Origin of the sequence: Enterobacter sp. ODB01 (assembly GCF_001623605.1) — a bacterium.
GTDB classification, from domain to species: Bacteria; Pseudomonadota; Gammaproteobacteria; order Enterobacterales; family Enterobacteriaceae; genus Enterobacter; species Enterobacter kobei.
Map to the genome: position 1 here is coordinate 1,288,056 of NZ_CP015227.1, position 14,628 is coordinate 1,302,683.

At 56.6% G+C, this 14,628-nt stretch carries 15 protein-coding genes; 5 read left to right on the top strand and 10 right to left on the bottom strand.

The genetic code is table 11. The features are described 5' to 3' along the window. Positions 1-14: 14 nt before the first annotated feature. Entirely contained in the window at positions 15-884 is an 870-nt protein-coding gene (pldA, locus tag A4308_RS06200; protein WP_014885642.1) for a phospholipase A, read from the bottom strand. Between the two features lie 160 nt (positions 885-1,044). On the opposite strand from pldA, the gene yigI reads away from it, so the two are divergent. Both yigI and rarD read left to right on the top strand, forming a co-directional pair. Beyond that, complete coding sequence (gene yigI / locus A4308_RS06205) at positions 1,045-1,512, top strand: acyl-CoA thioesterase YigI (RefSeq protein WP_023331568.1); 468 nt, start codon at positions 1,045-1,047, stop codon at positions 1,510-1,512. Between the two features lie 51 nt (positions 1,513-1,563). Next, entirely contained in the window at positions 1,564-2,460 is an 897-nt protein-coding gene (gene rarD, locus A4308_RS06210) for an EamA family transporter RarD (protein WP_014885644.1), read from the top strand. Between the two features lie 84 nt (positions 2,461-2,544). Here rarD and corA read toward each other — a convergent pair whose 3' ends face one another. From corA to lptM, 8 genes are all read right to left on the bottom strand, one after another. Beyond that, positions 2,545-3,495: a magnesium/cobalt transporter CorA gene (gene corA, locus A4308_RS06215; RefSeq protein ID WP_008501540.1), complete on the bottom strand. Its 951-nt coding sequence runs from the start codon at positions 3,493-3,495 to the stop codon at positions 2,545-2,547. A gap of 150 nt (positions 3,496-3,645) precedes the next feature. Further along, on the bottom strand, positions 3,646-3,702 hold the full coding sequence (ysgD, locus tag A4308_RS22725) for a YsgD/CorL family protein (RefSeq protein WP_212743980.1): 57 nt from the start codon (positions 3,700-3,702) through the stop codon (positions 3,646-3,648). A 149-nt stretch (positions 3,703-3,851) separates the two neighbouring features. After that, a complete protein-coding gene (gene uvrD, locus A4308_RS06220; protein ID WP_045281890.1) occupies positions 3,852-6,014 on the bottom strand; it encodes a DNA helicase II in 2,163 nt (720 codons plus the stop codon). Positions 6,015-6,121: 107 nt separating this feature from the next. Next, the gene (gene yigB / locus A4308_RS06225; protein ID WP_045281891.1) at positions 6,122-6,838 is read right to left on the bottom strand and encodes a 5-amino-6-(5-phospho-D-ribitylamino)uracil phosphatase YigB; all 717 of its coding nucleotides are present in this window, start codon (positions 6,836-6,838) and stop codon (positions 6,122-6,124) included. After that, positions 6,838-7,740, bottom strand: a complete 903-nt coding sequence (gene xerC / locus A4308_RS06230) for a tyrosine recombinase XerC (protein ID WP_014885647.1) — start codon at positions 7,738-7,740, stop codon at positions 6,838-6,840. Before xerC ends, yigB begins: the two co-directional genes overlap by 1 nt. Beyond that, positions 7,737-8,444: a DUF484 domain-containing protein gene (locus A4308_RS06235; protein WP_023331571.1), complete on the bottom strand. Its 708-nt coding sequence runs from the start codon at positions 8,442-8,444 to the stop codon at positions 7,737-7,739. The genes xerC and A4308_RS06235 overlap by 4 nt, the downstream gene beginning before the upstream one ends. Then, entirely contained in the window at positions 8,441-9,265 is an 825-nt protein-coding gene (gene dapF, locus A4308_RS06240) for a diaminopimelate epimerase (protein WP_014885649.1), read from the bottom strand. The genes A4308_RS06235 and dapF overlap by 4 nt, the downstream gene beginning before the upstream one ends. Positions 9,266-9,300: 35 nt before the next feature. Then, on the bottom strand, positions 9,301-9,504 hold the full coding sequence (lptM, locus tag A4308_RS06245; RefSeq protein ID WP_014885650.1) for an LPS translocon maturation chaperone LptM: 204 nt from the start codon (positions 9,502-9,504) through the stop codon (positions 9,301-9,303). Positions 9,505-9,639: 135 nt separating this feature from the next. Between lptM and cyaY the strand changes: the two genes are divergently transcribed. Beyond that, positions 9,640-9,960 (top strand): iron donor protein CyaY, encoded by a 321-nt coding sequence (gene cyaY, locus A4308_RS06250; protein WP_014885651.1) that lies wholly within the window; start codon positions 9,640-9,642, stop codon positions 9,958-9,960. Between the two features lie 92 nt (positions 9,961-10,052). On the opposite strand, the gene cyaA is transcribed toward cyaY, so the two are convergent. Further along, positions 10,053-12,596 carry a class I adenylate cyclase gene (gene cyaA, locus A4308_RS06255; RefSeq protein WP_023331572.1) on the bottom strand — a complete coding sequence of 848 codons (2,544 nt, stop codon included), beginning with the start codon at positions 12,594-12,596 and terminating at the stop codon, positions 10,053-10,055. A 350-nt stretch (positions 12,597-12,946) separates the two neighbouring features. On the opposite strand from cyaA, the gene hemC reads away from it, so the two are divergent. After that, entirely contained in the window at positions 12,947-13,888 is a 942-nt protein-coding gene (hemC, locus tag A4308_RS06260) for a hydroxymethylbilane synthase (protein WP_032629599.1), read from the top strand. Continuing rightward, positions 13,885-14,625, top strand: coding sequence for a uroporphyrinogen-III synthase (gene hemD / locus A4308_RS06265; RefSeq protein ID WP_045135421.1), 741 nt, complete (start codon positions 13,885-13,887; stop codon positions 14,623-14,625). Before hemC ends, hemD begins: the two co-directional genes overlap by 4 nt. Positions 14,626-14,628 lie beyond the last annotated feature (3 nt).

Genomic DNA, 14,628 nt, shown 5'->3' on the forward strand with positions numbered 1-14,628 from the left:
AACATTCGAGCAGCTTAGAGAATATCGTTCAGCATTACGCCCACACCCACGCGGGTCTGGTTGAAGTTATAGTCGATTAGCGACTCGCCGTAACCGCTGTACACCTGCGTATAGAGGCGCACATGCTTCGTTACCGGGTAGCTCAGGCCCACTTCCGCACCACCGTAGCCGGTATTCCAGTTGTACTGGCCTTTCGCGCTCAGCACGGCATCGCCTAACTGGTAGCCGACCTTGAGCTGGTAGTAACCCATATATTTGGTGATATCCGGGTTATCGTCGGTGCTCCCCACCACATACCACGGCTTCACTTCCACCATCCAGTTGCCGTTCTGCGCCATCAGGCGCGTATAGGCACGGTTCCAGCTACGAGACGTGGGGTCGGAACGGCCGTTAGAATCGTGATTAAAGCCGACTTCGACGTCACGCAACGTCCATCCGGCGAATTCATAATCCGTTGCAAAGCCAAGGAACAGCTGCGGCTCATAGTTGGTTTCACGGAACGGCGAAGATTCGCCGCTGTTGGAAAGCTGCCACCAGGATTTCTGCGTGTAAGAGGCACCGAGTACCGAGTTCGGCCCCAGAATACCGCGCCAGAACGGGAAGGCGAGGCTCAACTGGAACTTCACCTCATCTTTACGCGCATTATCAGACCAGTTATAGGAGCTTATCGCTTCTTTGTTCAGATCGCTGGTCTGGGTGTAAATCACGTAGTTGGTGTCATACGGGTAAAGCGTGAACGGATTGTCATGCTCCTGAAGCATGTTAGCAATGATGCTACCGTGTACGGATGGCGCATCGTGCACTTCTTTAACTGTCGCTTCCTGCGCATATGCTGTGAGGGGCAGCGCAACCGCCGCCAGTAACCAACCCAGATACGTCCGCATCGGTGGTGTTCTCCTGAAATAGTGACGTGTAATGAATAATTTTATCCGGGCATTCTACAGACTTCTGCGCCAACTTCCGCCTCCTCGTTTCTGAAAGTGGAAATCCGTATTGTTGAGGCATAAAATCAACATTTCATTAACAATAGGGATGTGAAACCTCATGTCAGCCATGCTTACCTCTGAAGAAGTGTTAAAGCTCGTGGGCGAGATTTTTGTTTACCATATGCCATTTAACCGTGCGCTGGGTCTGGAGCTGGAGCGTTACGAGAAAGAATTTGCCCAGTTGAGCTTCAACAACCAGCCGATGATGGTGGGCAACTGGGCGCAAAGTATTTTGCACGGCGGGGTGATTGCTTCCGCGCTGGACGTGGCGGCTGGTCTGGTCTGCGTGGGCAGTACGCTGACGCGTCATGACACCATCAATGAAGACGAACTCCGTCAGCGTCTGGCACGCATGGGCACCATTGATTTACGCGTCGATTATCTTCGCCCCGGACGCGGCAATCGCTTTACCTGCACCAGCAGCCTGCTGCGTGCGGGGAATAAAGTGGCGGTGGCGCGCGTAGAATTACACAACGAAGAACAGGTTTATATCGCCAGCGCAACCGCCACTTATATGGTGGGTTGAAGCGGCAAAATCGGGTAAAATTAATTCACTTTTTTGTAACGGATTTTCCCGATGGATGCTAAACAGACGCGGCAGGGCGTTTTACTCGCCCTTGCCGCTTATTTTATTTGGGGTATTGCACCGGCGTACTTCAAGTTTATCGCTTATGTACCGGCCGACGAGATCCTCACTCACCGCGTCATCTGGTCCTTTTTCTTTATGATCGCGCTAATGAGCCTCAGCCGTCAGTGGTCCGGCGTCAAGACGCTGCTCAAAACGCCTAAGAAAGTTTTCCTGCTGGCACTCTCGGCGGTGCTCATTGGCGGAAACTGGCTGCTGTTTATCTGGGCGGTGAACAACCACCACATGCTCGAAGCCAGTCTTGGCTACTTTATTAACCCGCTGGTGAACATCGTACTGGGGATGCTTTTCCTCGGCGAACGTTTCCGCCGTATGCAGTGGCTGGCGGTGTTTCTGGCCTTCTGCGGCGTGCTGGTACAGCTCTGGACGTTCGGCTCGCTGCCGATTATTGCCCTCGGCCTGGCGTTCAGCTTTGCGTTCTACGGTCTGGTACGTAAGAAGATTGCGGTGGAAGCACAAACGGGGATGCTGTTTGAAACCCTGTGGCTGCTGCCGGTGGCGGCGATCTACCTCTTCGGTATCGCCGACAGCGCCACCAGTCATATGGGCAGCAACCCGTGGTCGCTGAATCTGATGCTGATGGCGGCAGGCGTGGTGACCACTATTCCTCTGCTGTGCTTCACCGGTGCGGCAACGCGTCTGCGTCTCTCCACGCTGGGCTTCTTCCAGTACATCGGCCCGACGCTGATGTTTCTGCTGGCGGTGGTGTTTTACGGCGAAGTGCCGGGCGCAGATAAGATGGTGACGTTCGCCTTTATCTGGGTAGCGCTGGCGATTTTTGTCGCCGATGCGATTTACACCCAGCGCAGAGTGCGCAAAGGGCTGTAGTGCCTTTTTGCCGGATGGCGGCTGCGCCTTATCCGGCCTACATGTTCAGTAGGCCCGGTAAGCGCAGCGCCACCGGGCGGATTCTCAAAGCCAGTTACGACGCTTAAAGTACAGATACGGCGCCAGCCCGGCGAGGATCATAAAGATAATCGCCCCCGGGTAACCAAAGCTCCACTTCAGCTCCGGCATAAACTCGAAGTTCATCCCATAGCTGGAGGCCACCAGCGTCGGCGGCAGGAACACCACGGATACCACCGAGAAGATCTTGATGATGCGGTTCTGCTCGATGTTGATAAAGCCCATCGCCGCCTGCATCAGGAAGTTCACCTTCTGGAACAGGGATTCGTTGTGCGGCAGCAGGGATTCGATATCGCGCAGGATCTCACGCGCCTGCTCCAGCTGACCACCCGGCAGACGCGCCTTGCGCACGAGGAAGTTCAGCGCGCGCTGGGTATCCATCAGACACAAACGCACCTTCCAGCCGATATCTTCCAGCTCGGCCAGCGTGGAGAGCGCTTCGTCGTATTCATCGCCCTGATGGCCTTCCATGATCACGCGGCTCAGCTTTTCCAGGTCGCTGTAGATGTTTTCAATCTCATCCGCCAGCTGTTCGATTTTGGTCTCAAACAGGTCGAGCAGCAGTTCGTAAGCGTTGCCGTCCACCATTGCCTGGCTGCGGGCGCGCATGCGGTAGAGACGAAACGCGGGCAGTTCACGCTCGCGCAGGGTAAACAGGCGACCGTCGCGAATGGTAAAGGCCACGGTGGAGTTGCCCGCATGGTCTTCCGCATCTTCAAAGAAGAAGAAGGAGTGAATGTGCAGGCCATCTTCATCTTCAAAAAAACGCGCAGAAGCTTCGATGTCTTCCAGTTCAGGACGGGTTGCCAGGCTTTGCCCCAGCTCAGATTGTACGCGAAGGCGCTCATCGTCGTCCGGCTCGACCAGATCCACCCATACGGCATCAATGAGGGGCTGTGACTCTTCGGCTTCAAGCCGAGTCAGTCGGTTATTTTCGAGTTGAAATGCGCTCAACATGACCGGGACTCCCAATGCAAAAAATATCGGACAGTTCGGTGGGCACACAGAAACAAATTGGGTTTCAGACCATTAAACAGCCTGACTCAGCGCGACGGGAATAATGCAGTCGCTGACAACCACTAAGGCCATCAGCAAGGGGAGATAGCCTTAGGAGTTGTTCCTGGATGACAGGGAATTGAGCCAGTATCTACTGGGTGTGTCCAAGGCGAATGTCCTCTTAGCGTAATCGTGCGCGCATGTTACGCCAGCAGTAACTGTGGCGTCAACACGCAACGGAACGCTGAAGGGCATTAATTGACCTTCAACGTATAAGGCTAGCAGATTATTACAAAATAATGATATTTTTCTGAAAGTTACACTGTTTCTAGCTTAGCGTAAGCGGCCACCAGCCATTTGATCCCCTGCCCCTGGAACGCCACCTGCAGGCGGCTGTGCTCGCCGCTGCCTTCCAGATTTACAATGGTGCCTTCGCCAAACTTCGAATGGCGCACGCGCTGACCCAGCTTGTAGCCGGTGTCCGTTTCAGAGATCGGTGATCCCATACGCGGATGGCTGACAGGGCGGCTGATGCTGGCACGCAGGCGCACTTCCTCCACGCACTCCTCCGGCAGTTCGCCAATAAAGCGAGACGGACGGTGGTAGACCTCTTTCCCGTACAGGCGGCGGGTTTCCGCATAGGTTAGCGTCAGCTTTTGCATCGCGCGCGTCACGCCCACATAGGCCAGTCGACGCTCCTCTTCCAGCCGTCCGCCTTCATCGAGCGACATCTGGCTCGGGAACATCCCCTCTTCCATCCCGACGATAAAGACCTGCGGGAACTCCAGACCTTTGGCGGAGTGCAGTGTCATCAGTTGCACCGCATCCTGCCAGGTGTCCGCCTGCCCTTCACCCGCCTCCAGCGCGGCGTGGGAAAGGAACGCCTGCAGCGGCATCAGGTCTTCGTCTTCTTCGTTGTAGCTGAACTGGCGCGTTGCCGTGACCAGTTCCTCTAAGTTCTCAATACGGGTCTGACCCTTCTCGCCTTTTTCCTGCTCGTACATGGTGCGCAGGCCGGAGTCTTTGATTACCCGGTCAGTCTGCACGTGCAGCGGCATATCGGCGGTTTCCTGCGCCAGGGCGTCAATCAGCTCAAGGAAGCGCTGCAATGCGCTGGCCGCACGACCGGCAAGGGCTTTCTCCTGCAGCAGCTCGCGGCACGCCTGCCACAGCGTCAGCTGGCGGTCGCGCGAGGCCTGACGCACCACGTCCAGCGTGCGGTCGCCAATGCCACGGGTTGGGGTGTTGACCACGCGCTCAAACGCCGCGTCATCATTACGGTTCGCAATCAGACGCAGATACGAGAGCGCATCTTTGATTTCCTGACGTTCGAAGAAGCGCATACCGCCATAAATGCGGTACGGCATACCTACCTGCAGCAGCGCCTCTTCCAGCACGCGTGACTGGGCGTTACTCCGGTAGAGAATGGCGCACTGCTCTAACGCGCCGCCGTTATCCTGCCAGGTTTTAATACGGTTCACCACGAAGCGGGCTTCGTCGAGCTCGTTGAAGGCGCAGTAAATTGAAATCGGCTCGCCGTCGACGCCGTCGGTCCACAGCTTTTTACCCAGACGCCCGTTGTTGTTTTCAATCAGGGCGTTGGCTGCGCTCAGAATGTTGCTGGTGGAGCGATAGTTCTGCTCCAGACGGATGGTTTGTGCGCCGGGGAAATCGTTGAGGAAGCGCTGGATGTTTCCCACCTGCGCCCCGCGCCAGCCGTAGATCGACTGGTCATCATCCCCCACGATCATCACCTTACCGGTATCGCCCGCCAGCAGGCGGATCCATGCGTACTGGATGTTGTTGGTATCCTGGAATTCGTCCACCAGGATATTGGTAAAGCGTTCACGGTAGTGCTGAAGGATATGTGGTTTGTTGAGCCACAGTTCGTGGGCGCGCAGCAGCAGCTCGGCGAAATCCACCAGACCGGCGCGATCGCACGCTTCCTGGTAGGCTTTGTAGACGTTTTGCCAGGTCTGCTCCACCGGGTTGCCGAAGCTCTGAATATGGTGCGGGCGCAACCCTTCATCTTTCTGACCGTTGATGTACCACATCGCCTGACGCGGCGGCCACTGTTTCTCGTCAAGGTTCATCGCCTTGATCAGACGCTTCAGCAGACGGAGCTGGTCTTCGCTGTCGAGGATCTGAAAATCCTGCGGCAGGTTGGCGTCCATATGGTGCGCGCGCAGCAGGCGGTGCGCCAGGCCGTGGAAGGTGCCGACCCACATGCCGCCCTGGCTGGTACCCATTAACTGGGCGATACGGTGGCGCATCTCCGCCGCCGCCTTATTGGTAAACGTGACGGCCATGATTGAGTACGGCGAGCAGTTTTCCACGCTCTGCAGCCACGCGATACGGTGAACCAGCACGCGCGTCTTACCACTGCCCGCCCCAGCCAGCACCAGCATGTTGGTGCGCGAGGCCGCTACGGCTTCACGCTGTTTGTCATTAAGGCTGTCGAGCAGGTAAGAAACGTCCATTGGCACCGTCACATAGTATTCAGGAACAGAGCAAAACGCCCGGTGGCGCTTCGCTTACCGGGCCTACAACTGCAAAACCCTGGTAATTTATACAATATTACTGGTGATTATATCAGCGTCGTGAGGGATGCCAACCGTGAAATTTCCACGTGCGGCAGAAGACGGCTATCCAGCGTGGTCATCAGGTCGGCGTTCTCTGGCTTGATCCAGCAGGCCTGCATGCCGCAGCGGATAGCGCCAGCCACGTCGGTGGTGAGGTCATCACCCACATGCAGAATGTTACCCAGCGGCAGATTCAGTTTTTCCGCCGCCAGATGGTACATATCGCTGAACGGCTTGGCGCGCCCATGCGGGCCCGCGCGCAGCACAAACTCAAAGTAATGATCGAGACCAAACAGCTCCGGCTGCGCATTGCCGTTGGTGATGGCCACCAGCGGCCACTTTTCGGCGAGCTTCGCCAGCGTGTCGTGGGTCTCCTGCGGCACGTCGATGCGACTGCGCCATTTGGCAAAGTTTTCCATCGCTGCCTCAGCACCGATGGCCGCATCCCGTGCGTTGAGCCCTGCGTTGAGCATCGCCTGCTCCACCGCGCGGCGACGCCATTCGGTCACGTCATGGTAAATGTCCGGCTCGGTCTCACGCAGAGACTGACGCAGCGTCTGAAAGTCCTTGTTCTGCATCGTCTTCAGCGCCGGGTGGTAGTTCTGCACAAACGCCAGCGACGCCTGCTCGGTACGCAGAATCACCTCGCGGTTGTCATAAAGGGTGTCATCAAGGTCAAACGTCAGGGCTGAGATCTGGCCGAGTGGGCGGTAAAAACGCATTATTTCCCCCGTTTGGCGCGTGGATGCGCCGCGTCATACACCGAGGCAAGGTGTTGGAAGTCTAAGTGGGTGTAGATTTGAGTGGTCGACAGATTCGCATGGCCGAGGAGTTCCTGCACGCCGCGCAGATCGCCGCTCGACTCAAGCATGTGTGTCGCAAAGGAGTGGCGCAGCTTATGCGGGTGAACATGACTGTTCAGCCCCTGCTTAATACCCCACTCCGCAAAGCGCTTCTGTACGTTACGCGCCGAGATCCGCTTGCCGAGTTTCGACAGGAACAGCGCATCTTCTTCCGCGCCAAACAGCCCGCGCAGGTCAAGCCAGTGTTCGATCCAGGCGACGGCATTGCGGCCAATGGGCAGGCGGCGCTCTTTGCTGCCTTTGCCCATTACCCACACTTCACCGGTGTCCAGGTCGAGGTGTTTTAAATCGAGGTTCACCAGTTCAGACAGACGCAGGCCTGCGCCGTACATTACTTCCAGCATCGCGCGGTCACGCACCGCCAACGGATCGTTCAGATCGATATCCAGCAGACGGTTTACGTCGTCGACGTCGATATTTTTCGGCAGATGGCGCGGGGCTTTCGGCGTGGCGATCCCTTTTGCCGGGTTGGCTTTTATGCCGCCCTGGCTGACCAGCCAGTCAAAGAAACTGCGTAGCGCGGAGAGTCTGAGCGCCAGGCTCGCCGGGCTGAGGTTTTTTTTTCGGCTACGCACAACGAACCCGCGTACCGTGGCAGCGTCACATTGTTGCCAGCTTTTCAGGCCGATCTCGTCGGCAATCTGCATGATGGCATCAAGCTGACGCTGGTAGTTAAGCAGCGTAATGGGGCTGAGCTGACGTTCCACCCCCAGATAGCGCAGAAAGCGCGCGACGTCAGTGGAAAGCGGTCCGTCCGTCATACGCGTTCAATCCAGCGCTCCAGCAGTTCGGGCAGCATCAGGGCGATCTCCTGCAGCAGGTGCGTGGCCTGGCCTTGCTCGTAGTGGTGCGCGTCGCGGCTGGTAAATAACATGACGCCCAGATCGCCATCGCGTCCCATCAGCGACATCGCCACCGAGCCAATCGCCTTCGCTTCCGGTAATACCACCAGCAGTTCAGGCCCGTTCAGCGGCCCCAGATAGTGATGCGCATGGCCCAGACGCTGAATGCGCAGCGGTTCAAACGCCTGACGACTGAGCGCCAGATGGGTAAACCCGGACGGTGCGCCAATGCGCCAGCGGTCAGGGAAAAGACGAATCGTTGCACCCGCCAGCCCAAGCTCACGCGCCCAGCGGTGGAAGCGGCTAAGGAACTCATCAAGGCTGTGCGCCGAGGCCAGACGCGCCTGCAAATGCAGCAAACGATAGAACAGACTTTCGTTGGTACTGGCCTGTTCCATCAGCAGCGTCATGTTCTCTTCTAGCTGATTGATGTGGTTGCGCGAGCGCGCCATGTGCCATTCGACCAGCGACACGGTCCCGCGCACCGGATGCGGCACGCGCATCTCTTCGACGACGCGTGCATTGCGAATAAAAAACTCAGGATTGCGCAGCAGATAATCCACAACAGCTCTGTCGTCCAGTTCCGTCACTGTTTCCTGCAGTTCTTCCCCTGGTTGTTTCATAGATGGATAAACCCGTCATAGACATGTGCCGCCGGGCCAGTCATATACAGTGGATGACCCGGTCCTTTCCAGGCGATATCAAGCCGACCGCCCGGTAACTCGACGCGAACCTCTTCGGCGAGTAGCCCCTGTGAGATGCCGACCGCCACGGCCGCACACGCACCGCTACCGCAGGCCTGGGTTTCGCCCGCGCCGCGCTCGTAAACCCGCAGGCGGATGTGCTCACGCTTCACCACCTGCATGAAACCGATGTTCGCCCGCTCCGGAAAACGCTCGTGGCCTTCCAGCACCGGACCGAGCGTTTCAACCGCGGCGGTTTCCACATCATCTACCTGAATCACGCAGTGCGGATTACCCATCGAGACGACGCCGCACAATACTGTCTGCTCGGCCGCACGCATAATATAGGTCTTTTCCGCTTTGTTTGCGCGAAACGGCACGGCAGAGGGTTCGAAGTTAGGCTCGCCCATGTTCACGCGCACCAGTTCGTCATCGGTGACGCTGAGCACCATGCGGCCGTTGGCCGTACTGACGCGAATATCGCGCTTGTTGGTCAGCCCTTTCAGGCGGACAAAGCGGGCAAAACAGCGCGCACCGTTGCCGCACTGGTTAACCTCGCTGCCGTCCGCGTTAAAAATACGGTAGTGGAAATCGAGGTCGGGATCGTATGGCGGCTCAACCACCAGCAGTTGATCAAACCCCACGCCCAGATGCCGATCCGCCAGGCGACGGATCAGTTCCGGGGAGAAAAACACATTCTGCGTTACCGCGTCGACGACCATAAAATCGTTGCCAAGGCCATGCATTTTAGAGAACTGCATCATTTGCTCCATTGCGCGGGTACAGAACGTTGTCGTCAGAGATTAACCTGAGTAGGGCCACCGTTGTCGCCACGATCGTTAGTATTTGGCGTGGTAGACTCAATGCCGCTTTGGACGGGTTTCGTCGGCGGCGGCGCGGTTTTATCCGCAGGTGGGAAGTAGAGTGGTCCCTTCAGTCCGCAGCCCGTCAGGCTAAACAGGGTGATGAGAACGGCAAGCGTTCGGAAAGCGTTTTTCATTATAAAGTTGCCCGTAAGTTCAAATCTGTTTCTATCATCGCAGGAGAAGACACAAAAGCAAGAGTTTGCCGCTTTCCTGCAACGTGAATTATTTAGCGTTATACTGCCGGCATCACGAAAAACAGGAACAAAACCATGAACGACAGTGAATTCCATCGCCTTGCAGACACCCTGTGGATGACCATCGAAGAACGTCTCGACGACTGGGACGGCGACAGCGATATCGATTGTGAAATCAACGGCGGCATTCTGACCCTGAGCTTCGAAAACGGCAGCAAAATTATTATTAACCGCCAGGAACCGCTTCACCAGGTCTGGCTGGCCGCAAAACAGGGCGGATATCATTTCGATCTGAAAGACGGGGAATGGATTTGCGACCGCAGCGGCGAAACGTTCTGGGATTTGCTGGAGCAGGCAGCGACGGCGCAGGCGGGTGAGACCGTCAGTTTCAGGTAGTTTTGTTGCCGGGTGGCGCTTACGCTTACCCGGCCTACGGGTTCGGGCTGTTGTAGGCCCGGTAAGGCGTAGCCGCCACCGGGATCACGAAATCAGGAGAAATACTGCTGCAACAGCGGTGCGGTATCCTGGTTTGCTGGCACCGCAGGGGTAATTGCCTGCGTACGGAACGGGATCACCTGCGCTCGCCCATCAACGTTCACAATCTGATAGAACTGCGGCAGGTTGAAGTTGATAAAGCTGGAGCCATAGGTGAAGCGATCATGTGAAGAAGAGTAGAAACGGCTGACGTCGCGCACCAGCTCCTCTTTGCTACCTTCACAATGATGATACACCTCGGCGCGGTTGGTCTCATCCAGAATGTAAATGTTAAACCCGGCATCGTCGCCCGACTCTTCGAAGAAGAACTGAATAATCCCTTCACTCGCAAAGCCGTCCACCACCTGTGGCAGTTTGACGTGGTTGGTTTCCACCTGGACCGACAGTCCATGCAGCTTGTTATGTGAAATCGCCCCGTAAAACTCAATGGCGTTTTCCAGCTTCTGTACCGATACATTCAGACGTTCGAAGAACAGCCCCCAGGTCTGGCCGGAGACGCGCAGCGCTTTAAAACGCCCGGTTTCCTGACGGGTACTGGAGAGACGCAGCTCGATGCACTCGGAGACCAGTTGCTGCACGCGGGTACGAATTAAGCCGCGCAGGTGCTGGCTGTAGCAGAACACTTCGACGCTGTCCGGCGGCGCGGCGTCCTGGTGCATTTTGCCCAGAATAGTTTTCAGCGCTTCGATCATCGCCTGCTCGCCGTTGAAATGCAGAGTACGCACTTCATTCCACGAGTTGCGGTACAGCAGATCCACGCTGCCCACCAGACAGTTTTGCTGTTCGCCAAAGCTGAAGACGTCCAGTTTGCGGAAGTCAAAATGGACTACCTGATTACGGAAAGCTGCCGTCGGGTCGTATTCCAGGTTGACGATAATCGCCAGATGGCGAATTTCACAGGGGCTGTAGAGCGCTTTCGGCGTTGGCGCAGGCAGACGCAGTGGGAAGTGGTGCGAAACATCCGCCACCATCTCCTGCAGCTTGGCTAAATCGACGACCTCGTTGCCCTTGATAAACAGGCGGGTACGTGAAGTCAGCAGACCGTTAAACCACGCCCAGGCCACCAGTTTGTTCAGGTAGCGGTTATATTCCAACGGCTGATGGCTGACGATCGAGTCCATGCTAGGCGCACGGTTGTACAGATACCACCCGGTGCGGTTTGCGCGGCCCGGCGGTACATAGATAAAGGTCAGGTTCGGTTCTGACAGGTCAGGCGAAATCTGCGGGTTCACCAGGGTGACTTTGCCCGGCAGCGCTTCAAACGCGGCATAGAGCTTACGGGTCAGTACGCCAATGTCCTGCGGGCTGGCGGAGACGCTAAGGTTGTTGCGGCGCGCAAAGCGGATCAGGTTACGGTAGCTTTGCATCATCGCATCGAGCAGTTCGTTATGCGCTTCACGCACCTGATCGATTTTCCAGTTAGCACGGTTGTCGAGCATGGACAGACGCGCTTCGTCCCATCCCCACTCTTTCACTAACTGGCTGACCACTTCACGACGCCAGCCCACACAGGCGCGCTCGCGGCTCAGTTTTTCACAAACTTTGAGATAAAAACATCGACGCACCAGGTCAAGACGCGTGGAGTCATCAATGGCTTTCAGGTATTCGGTAACGCGTTCCAGCATCATGCAGTAGGCATCAAGCCCGTAGGAGACAATCTCACCATCGTGCAGGCGCTGCTTGATATCTTTCGCCAGCAGACGCGGCGTGGGGTATTCCCAGGAGTAGGCTTCAAGCAACAGCGTTTTCAACACCGCTTTGTACGGTGAATCAATGCTCTTATAGAGCTGCCAGAGGCTAGCGCCGAAGTACTCTTCTGCGGACAGGGAGCTAAGGCCGCCCAGATCCAGCCACTCGTTTGGCGTCAGAACGCCCTGCGAATAAAGCGACATGACGTAGTCGTCATAATTCTCTTCTTCATCGCACGGCACCATATTCCACAGAATACGCTTCCCGGCCAGACGCACAGCAGTACGATAAAATTCATCCAGCAATAAGATGTGCTGAGTCGAGCCGCAGTCTTCACCACCCAGACTGCCGCTTTCGTTATGGCGGAAACGGTTTTCATCAATCAGGAAGAAGCTCACTTCCACGCCAAGCGACGCGGCCCAGCTCTCCAGCAGGCTGCATTTACGCTGCAGCAGCTGCCGCTCTTCGTTATCGAGCCAGGATTGATGGCAGACCCAGATATCCAGGTCTGAAGAACAGCTTTGCCCTACCGATGAGGTACTCCCCATCGTGTAAACGCCGGTAATCGGCAATTCACCTGTCGGTGATTCCTGCGGCGGCATGCCGCGGTAGAGTTCCAGCTCGTTCAGATAATGCTGTTGGGTTTCATCAGGCGTGAAAAGACATATGCCTCTGGGAACGTTACCGTCAAGGTACCCAGGCATCAGCGGATGGTGATAGTGCAATAATGTCGGCAGCAGACTGTATACCTGCTGGAAAGCAGGGCCCATGGCAGCAAGCGCGCGATCCACGCGCAATTGATTTATGGCATCCAGTCTCTGTTTCAGAGTCTCAATATAGAGGTACAAGACGTATCGCCTGATGTTTCCGGGTGTCGTAAGCCATTCAAAACACGAATAACCGCGAGCCCGCAGTATTTCAAAAAGATAACCGTTACCCTTTTTTCGCCCTTATCATTATGGTGGTACCGACGAAAAAATGGTCTAAAACGTGATCAATTTAACACCTTGCCGGTTGACCGTAAAGAAAGATGCGCTACATACAAGTGTAGCACCGTTCTGTACGTGTAAATTCCTGAATACGGCTATGGCTGGCCAATACGCCACCGTGTCCCTCTCGCGCTTCATCAACCGTAAAACTGCCATCCCAGAGTCAACAATGTTAGGATGGTTAGCGATTGATAATGACGGTAACAAGCATGTTAGACAATGTTTTGAGAATTGCCACACGCCAAAGCCCTCTCGCGCTCTGGCAGGCACATTATGTTAAGCAGCGCCTTGAAGCCTGCCACAATGGATTGCGCGTCGAGCTGGTGCCGATGGTCACGCGCGGTGACGTGATCCTGGATACGCCACTGGCGAAGGTGGGCGGCAAGGGCCTGTTTGTCAAAGAACTGGAACTGGCATTGCTTGAGAACCGCGCCGATATCGCCGTGCACTCCATGAAAGATGTGCCCGTCGAGTTCCCGGAAGGGCTGGGGCTGGTGACCATCTGCGAGCGCGAAGATCCGCGTGATGCGTTTGTCTCTAACCGCTATGACTCGCTCGATGCGTTGCCCGAAGGTAGCGTAGTTGGCACCTCCAGTTTACGCCGTCAGTGTCAGTTGGCGGAGCGTCGCCCTGACCTGATCATCCGCTCGCTGCGCGGCAACGTCGGCACACGCCTGGGCAAACTGGATAACGGTGAATACGATGCCATTATTCTTGCCGTCGCTGGACTGAAGCGTCTGGGGCTGGAGGAACGCATTCGCGTGGCGCTACCACCAGAACTGTCGCTGCCGGCCGTGGGCCAGGGTGCCGTCGGCATTGAGTGCCGTCTGGACGATGTGCGTACCCGCGAACTGCTCGCGCCGCTGAACCATGACGAGACCGCTATCCGCGTAAAAGCCGAGCGGGCGATGAATACCCGCCTCGAAGGCGGATGCCAGGTGCCGATTGGCAGCTATGCTGAATTAACCGAAGGGAAACTCTGGCTGCGCGCGCTGGTGGGTGCCCCGGACGGTTCACAGATGGTACGCGGCGAACGTCGTGGCAATCCGCAAGATGCCGAACAGCTTGGCGTGTCGCTGGCGGAAGAGCTGCTGAATAACGGCGCGCGTGAAATCCTGGCTGAGGTCTATAACGGAGAACCCCCTGCATGAGTATTCTTGTCACCCGCCCTTCTCCCGCAGGAGAGCAGTTAGTGAGCCGTCTGCGCACACTGGGGCAGGTGGCCTGGAGTTTTCCGCTGATTGAATTCTCCCCCGGTCGCGAGCTCTCTGCGCTCGCCGATCGGATAAATACCCTGCAGGAAGGCGATCTGTTGTTTGCGTTGTCGCAACATGCCGTGGAATTCGCCAACGCCCAGCTGCAACAGCAAAGTCTGTCCTGGACAACTGCCCCACGCTATTTCGCCATTGGTCGCTCAACGGCGCTGGCGCTGCATACCGTAAGCGGTGCTGATGTTCGCTACCCGTTAGATCGGGAAATTAGCGAAGTCTTGCTACAATTACCTGAATTACAAACTATTGCCGGAAAGCGCGCGCTCATTTTGCGCGGCAATGGTGGCCGCGAGCTGCTGGGCGAAACGCTGCGTGAACGGGGTGCCGACGTGACGTTCGTTGAGTGCTATCAGCGTTGCGCAAAGCACTACGATGGCGCGGAAGAAGCGATGCGCTGGCACGCGCGCGGCATTAATACGCTGGTGGTCACCAGCGGTGAAATGTTACAACAGCTTTGGTTGCTGATACCGCATTGGTATCGCGAAAACTGGTTACTCCGCTGTCGGCTTCTGGTCGTCAGTGAGCGTCTGGCGAACCTCGCCCGGGAACTGGGCTGGCAGGATATTCGGATCGCTGATAACGCCGACAACGATGCGCTGCTGCGCGCATTACAATAACTC

Excerpts from the sequence above, each read along its gene's own strand:
- uvrD (WP_045281890.1), bottom strand. The coding sequence starts at position 6,014 with ATGGACGTTTCTTACCTGCTCGACAGCCTTAATGACAAACAGCGTGAA.
- hemC (WP_032629599.1), top strand. The coding sequence starts at position 12,947 with ATGTTAGACAATGTTTTGAGAATTGCCACACGCCAAAGCCCTCTCGCG.
- yigI (WP_023331568.1), top strand. The coding sequence starts at position 1,045 with ATGTCAGCCATGCTTACCTCTGAAGAAGTGTTAAAGCTCGTGGGCGAG.
- yigB (WP_045281891.1), bottom strand. The coding sequence starts at position 6,838 with ATGCGTTTTTACCGCCCACTCGGCCAGATCTCAGCCCTGACGTTTGAC.
- rarD (WP_014885644.1), top strand. The coding sequence starts at position 1,564 with ATGGATGCTAAACAGACGCGGCAGGGCGTTTTACTCGCCCTTGCCGCT.
- xerC (WP_014885647.1), bottom strand. The coding sequence starts at position 7,740 with ATGACGGACGGACCGCTTTCCACTGACGTCGCGCGCTTTCTGCGCTAT.
- hemD (WP_045135421.1), top strand. The coding sequence starts at position 13,885 with ATGAGTATTCTTGTCACCCGCCCTTCTCCCGCAGGAGAGCAGTTAGTG.
- cyaY (WP_014885651.1), top strand. The coding sequence starts at position 9,640 with ATGAACGACAGTGAATTCCATCGCCTTGCAGACACCCTGTGGATGACC.
- lptM (WP_014885650.1), bottom strand. The coding sequence starts at position 9,504 with ATGAAAAACGCTTTCCGAACGCTTGCCGTTCTCATCACCCTGTTTAGC.
- pldA (WP_014885642.1), bottom strand. The coding sequence starts at position 884 with ATGCGGACGTATCTGGGTTGGTTACTGGCGGCGGTTGCGCTGCCCCTC.
- A4308_RS06235 (WP_023331571.1), bottom strand. The coding sequence starts at position 8,444 with ATGAAACAACCAGGGGAAGAACTGCAGGAAACAGTGACGGAACTGGAC.
- dapF (WP_014885649.1), bottom strand. The coding sequence starts at position 9,265 with ATGCAGTTCTCTAAAATGCATGGCCTTGGCAACGATTTTATGGTCGTC.
- corA (WP_008501540.1), bottom strand. The coding sequence starts at position 3,495 with ATGTTGAGCGCATTTCAACTCGAAAATAACCGACTGACTCGGCTTGAA.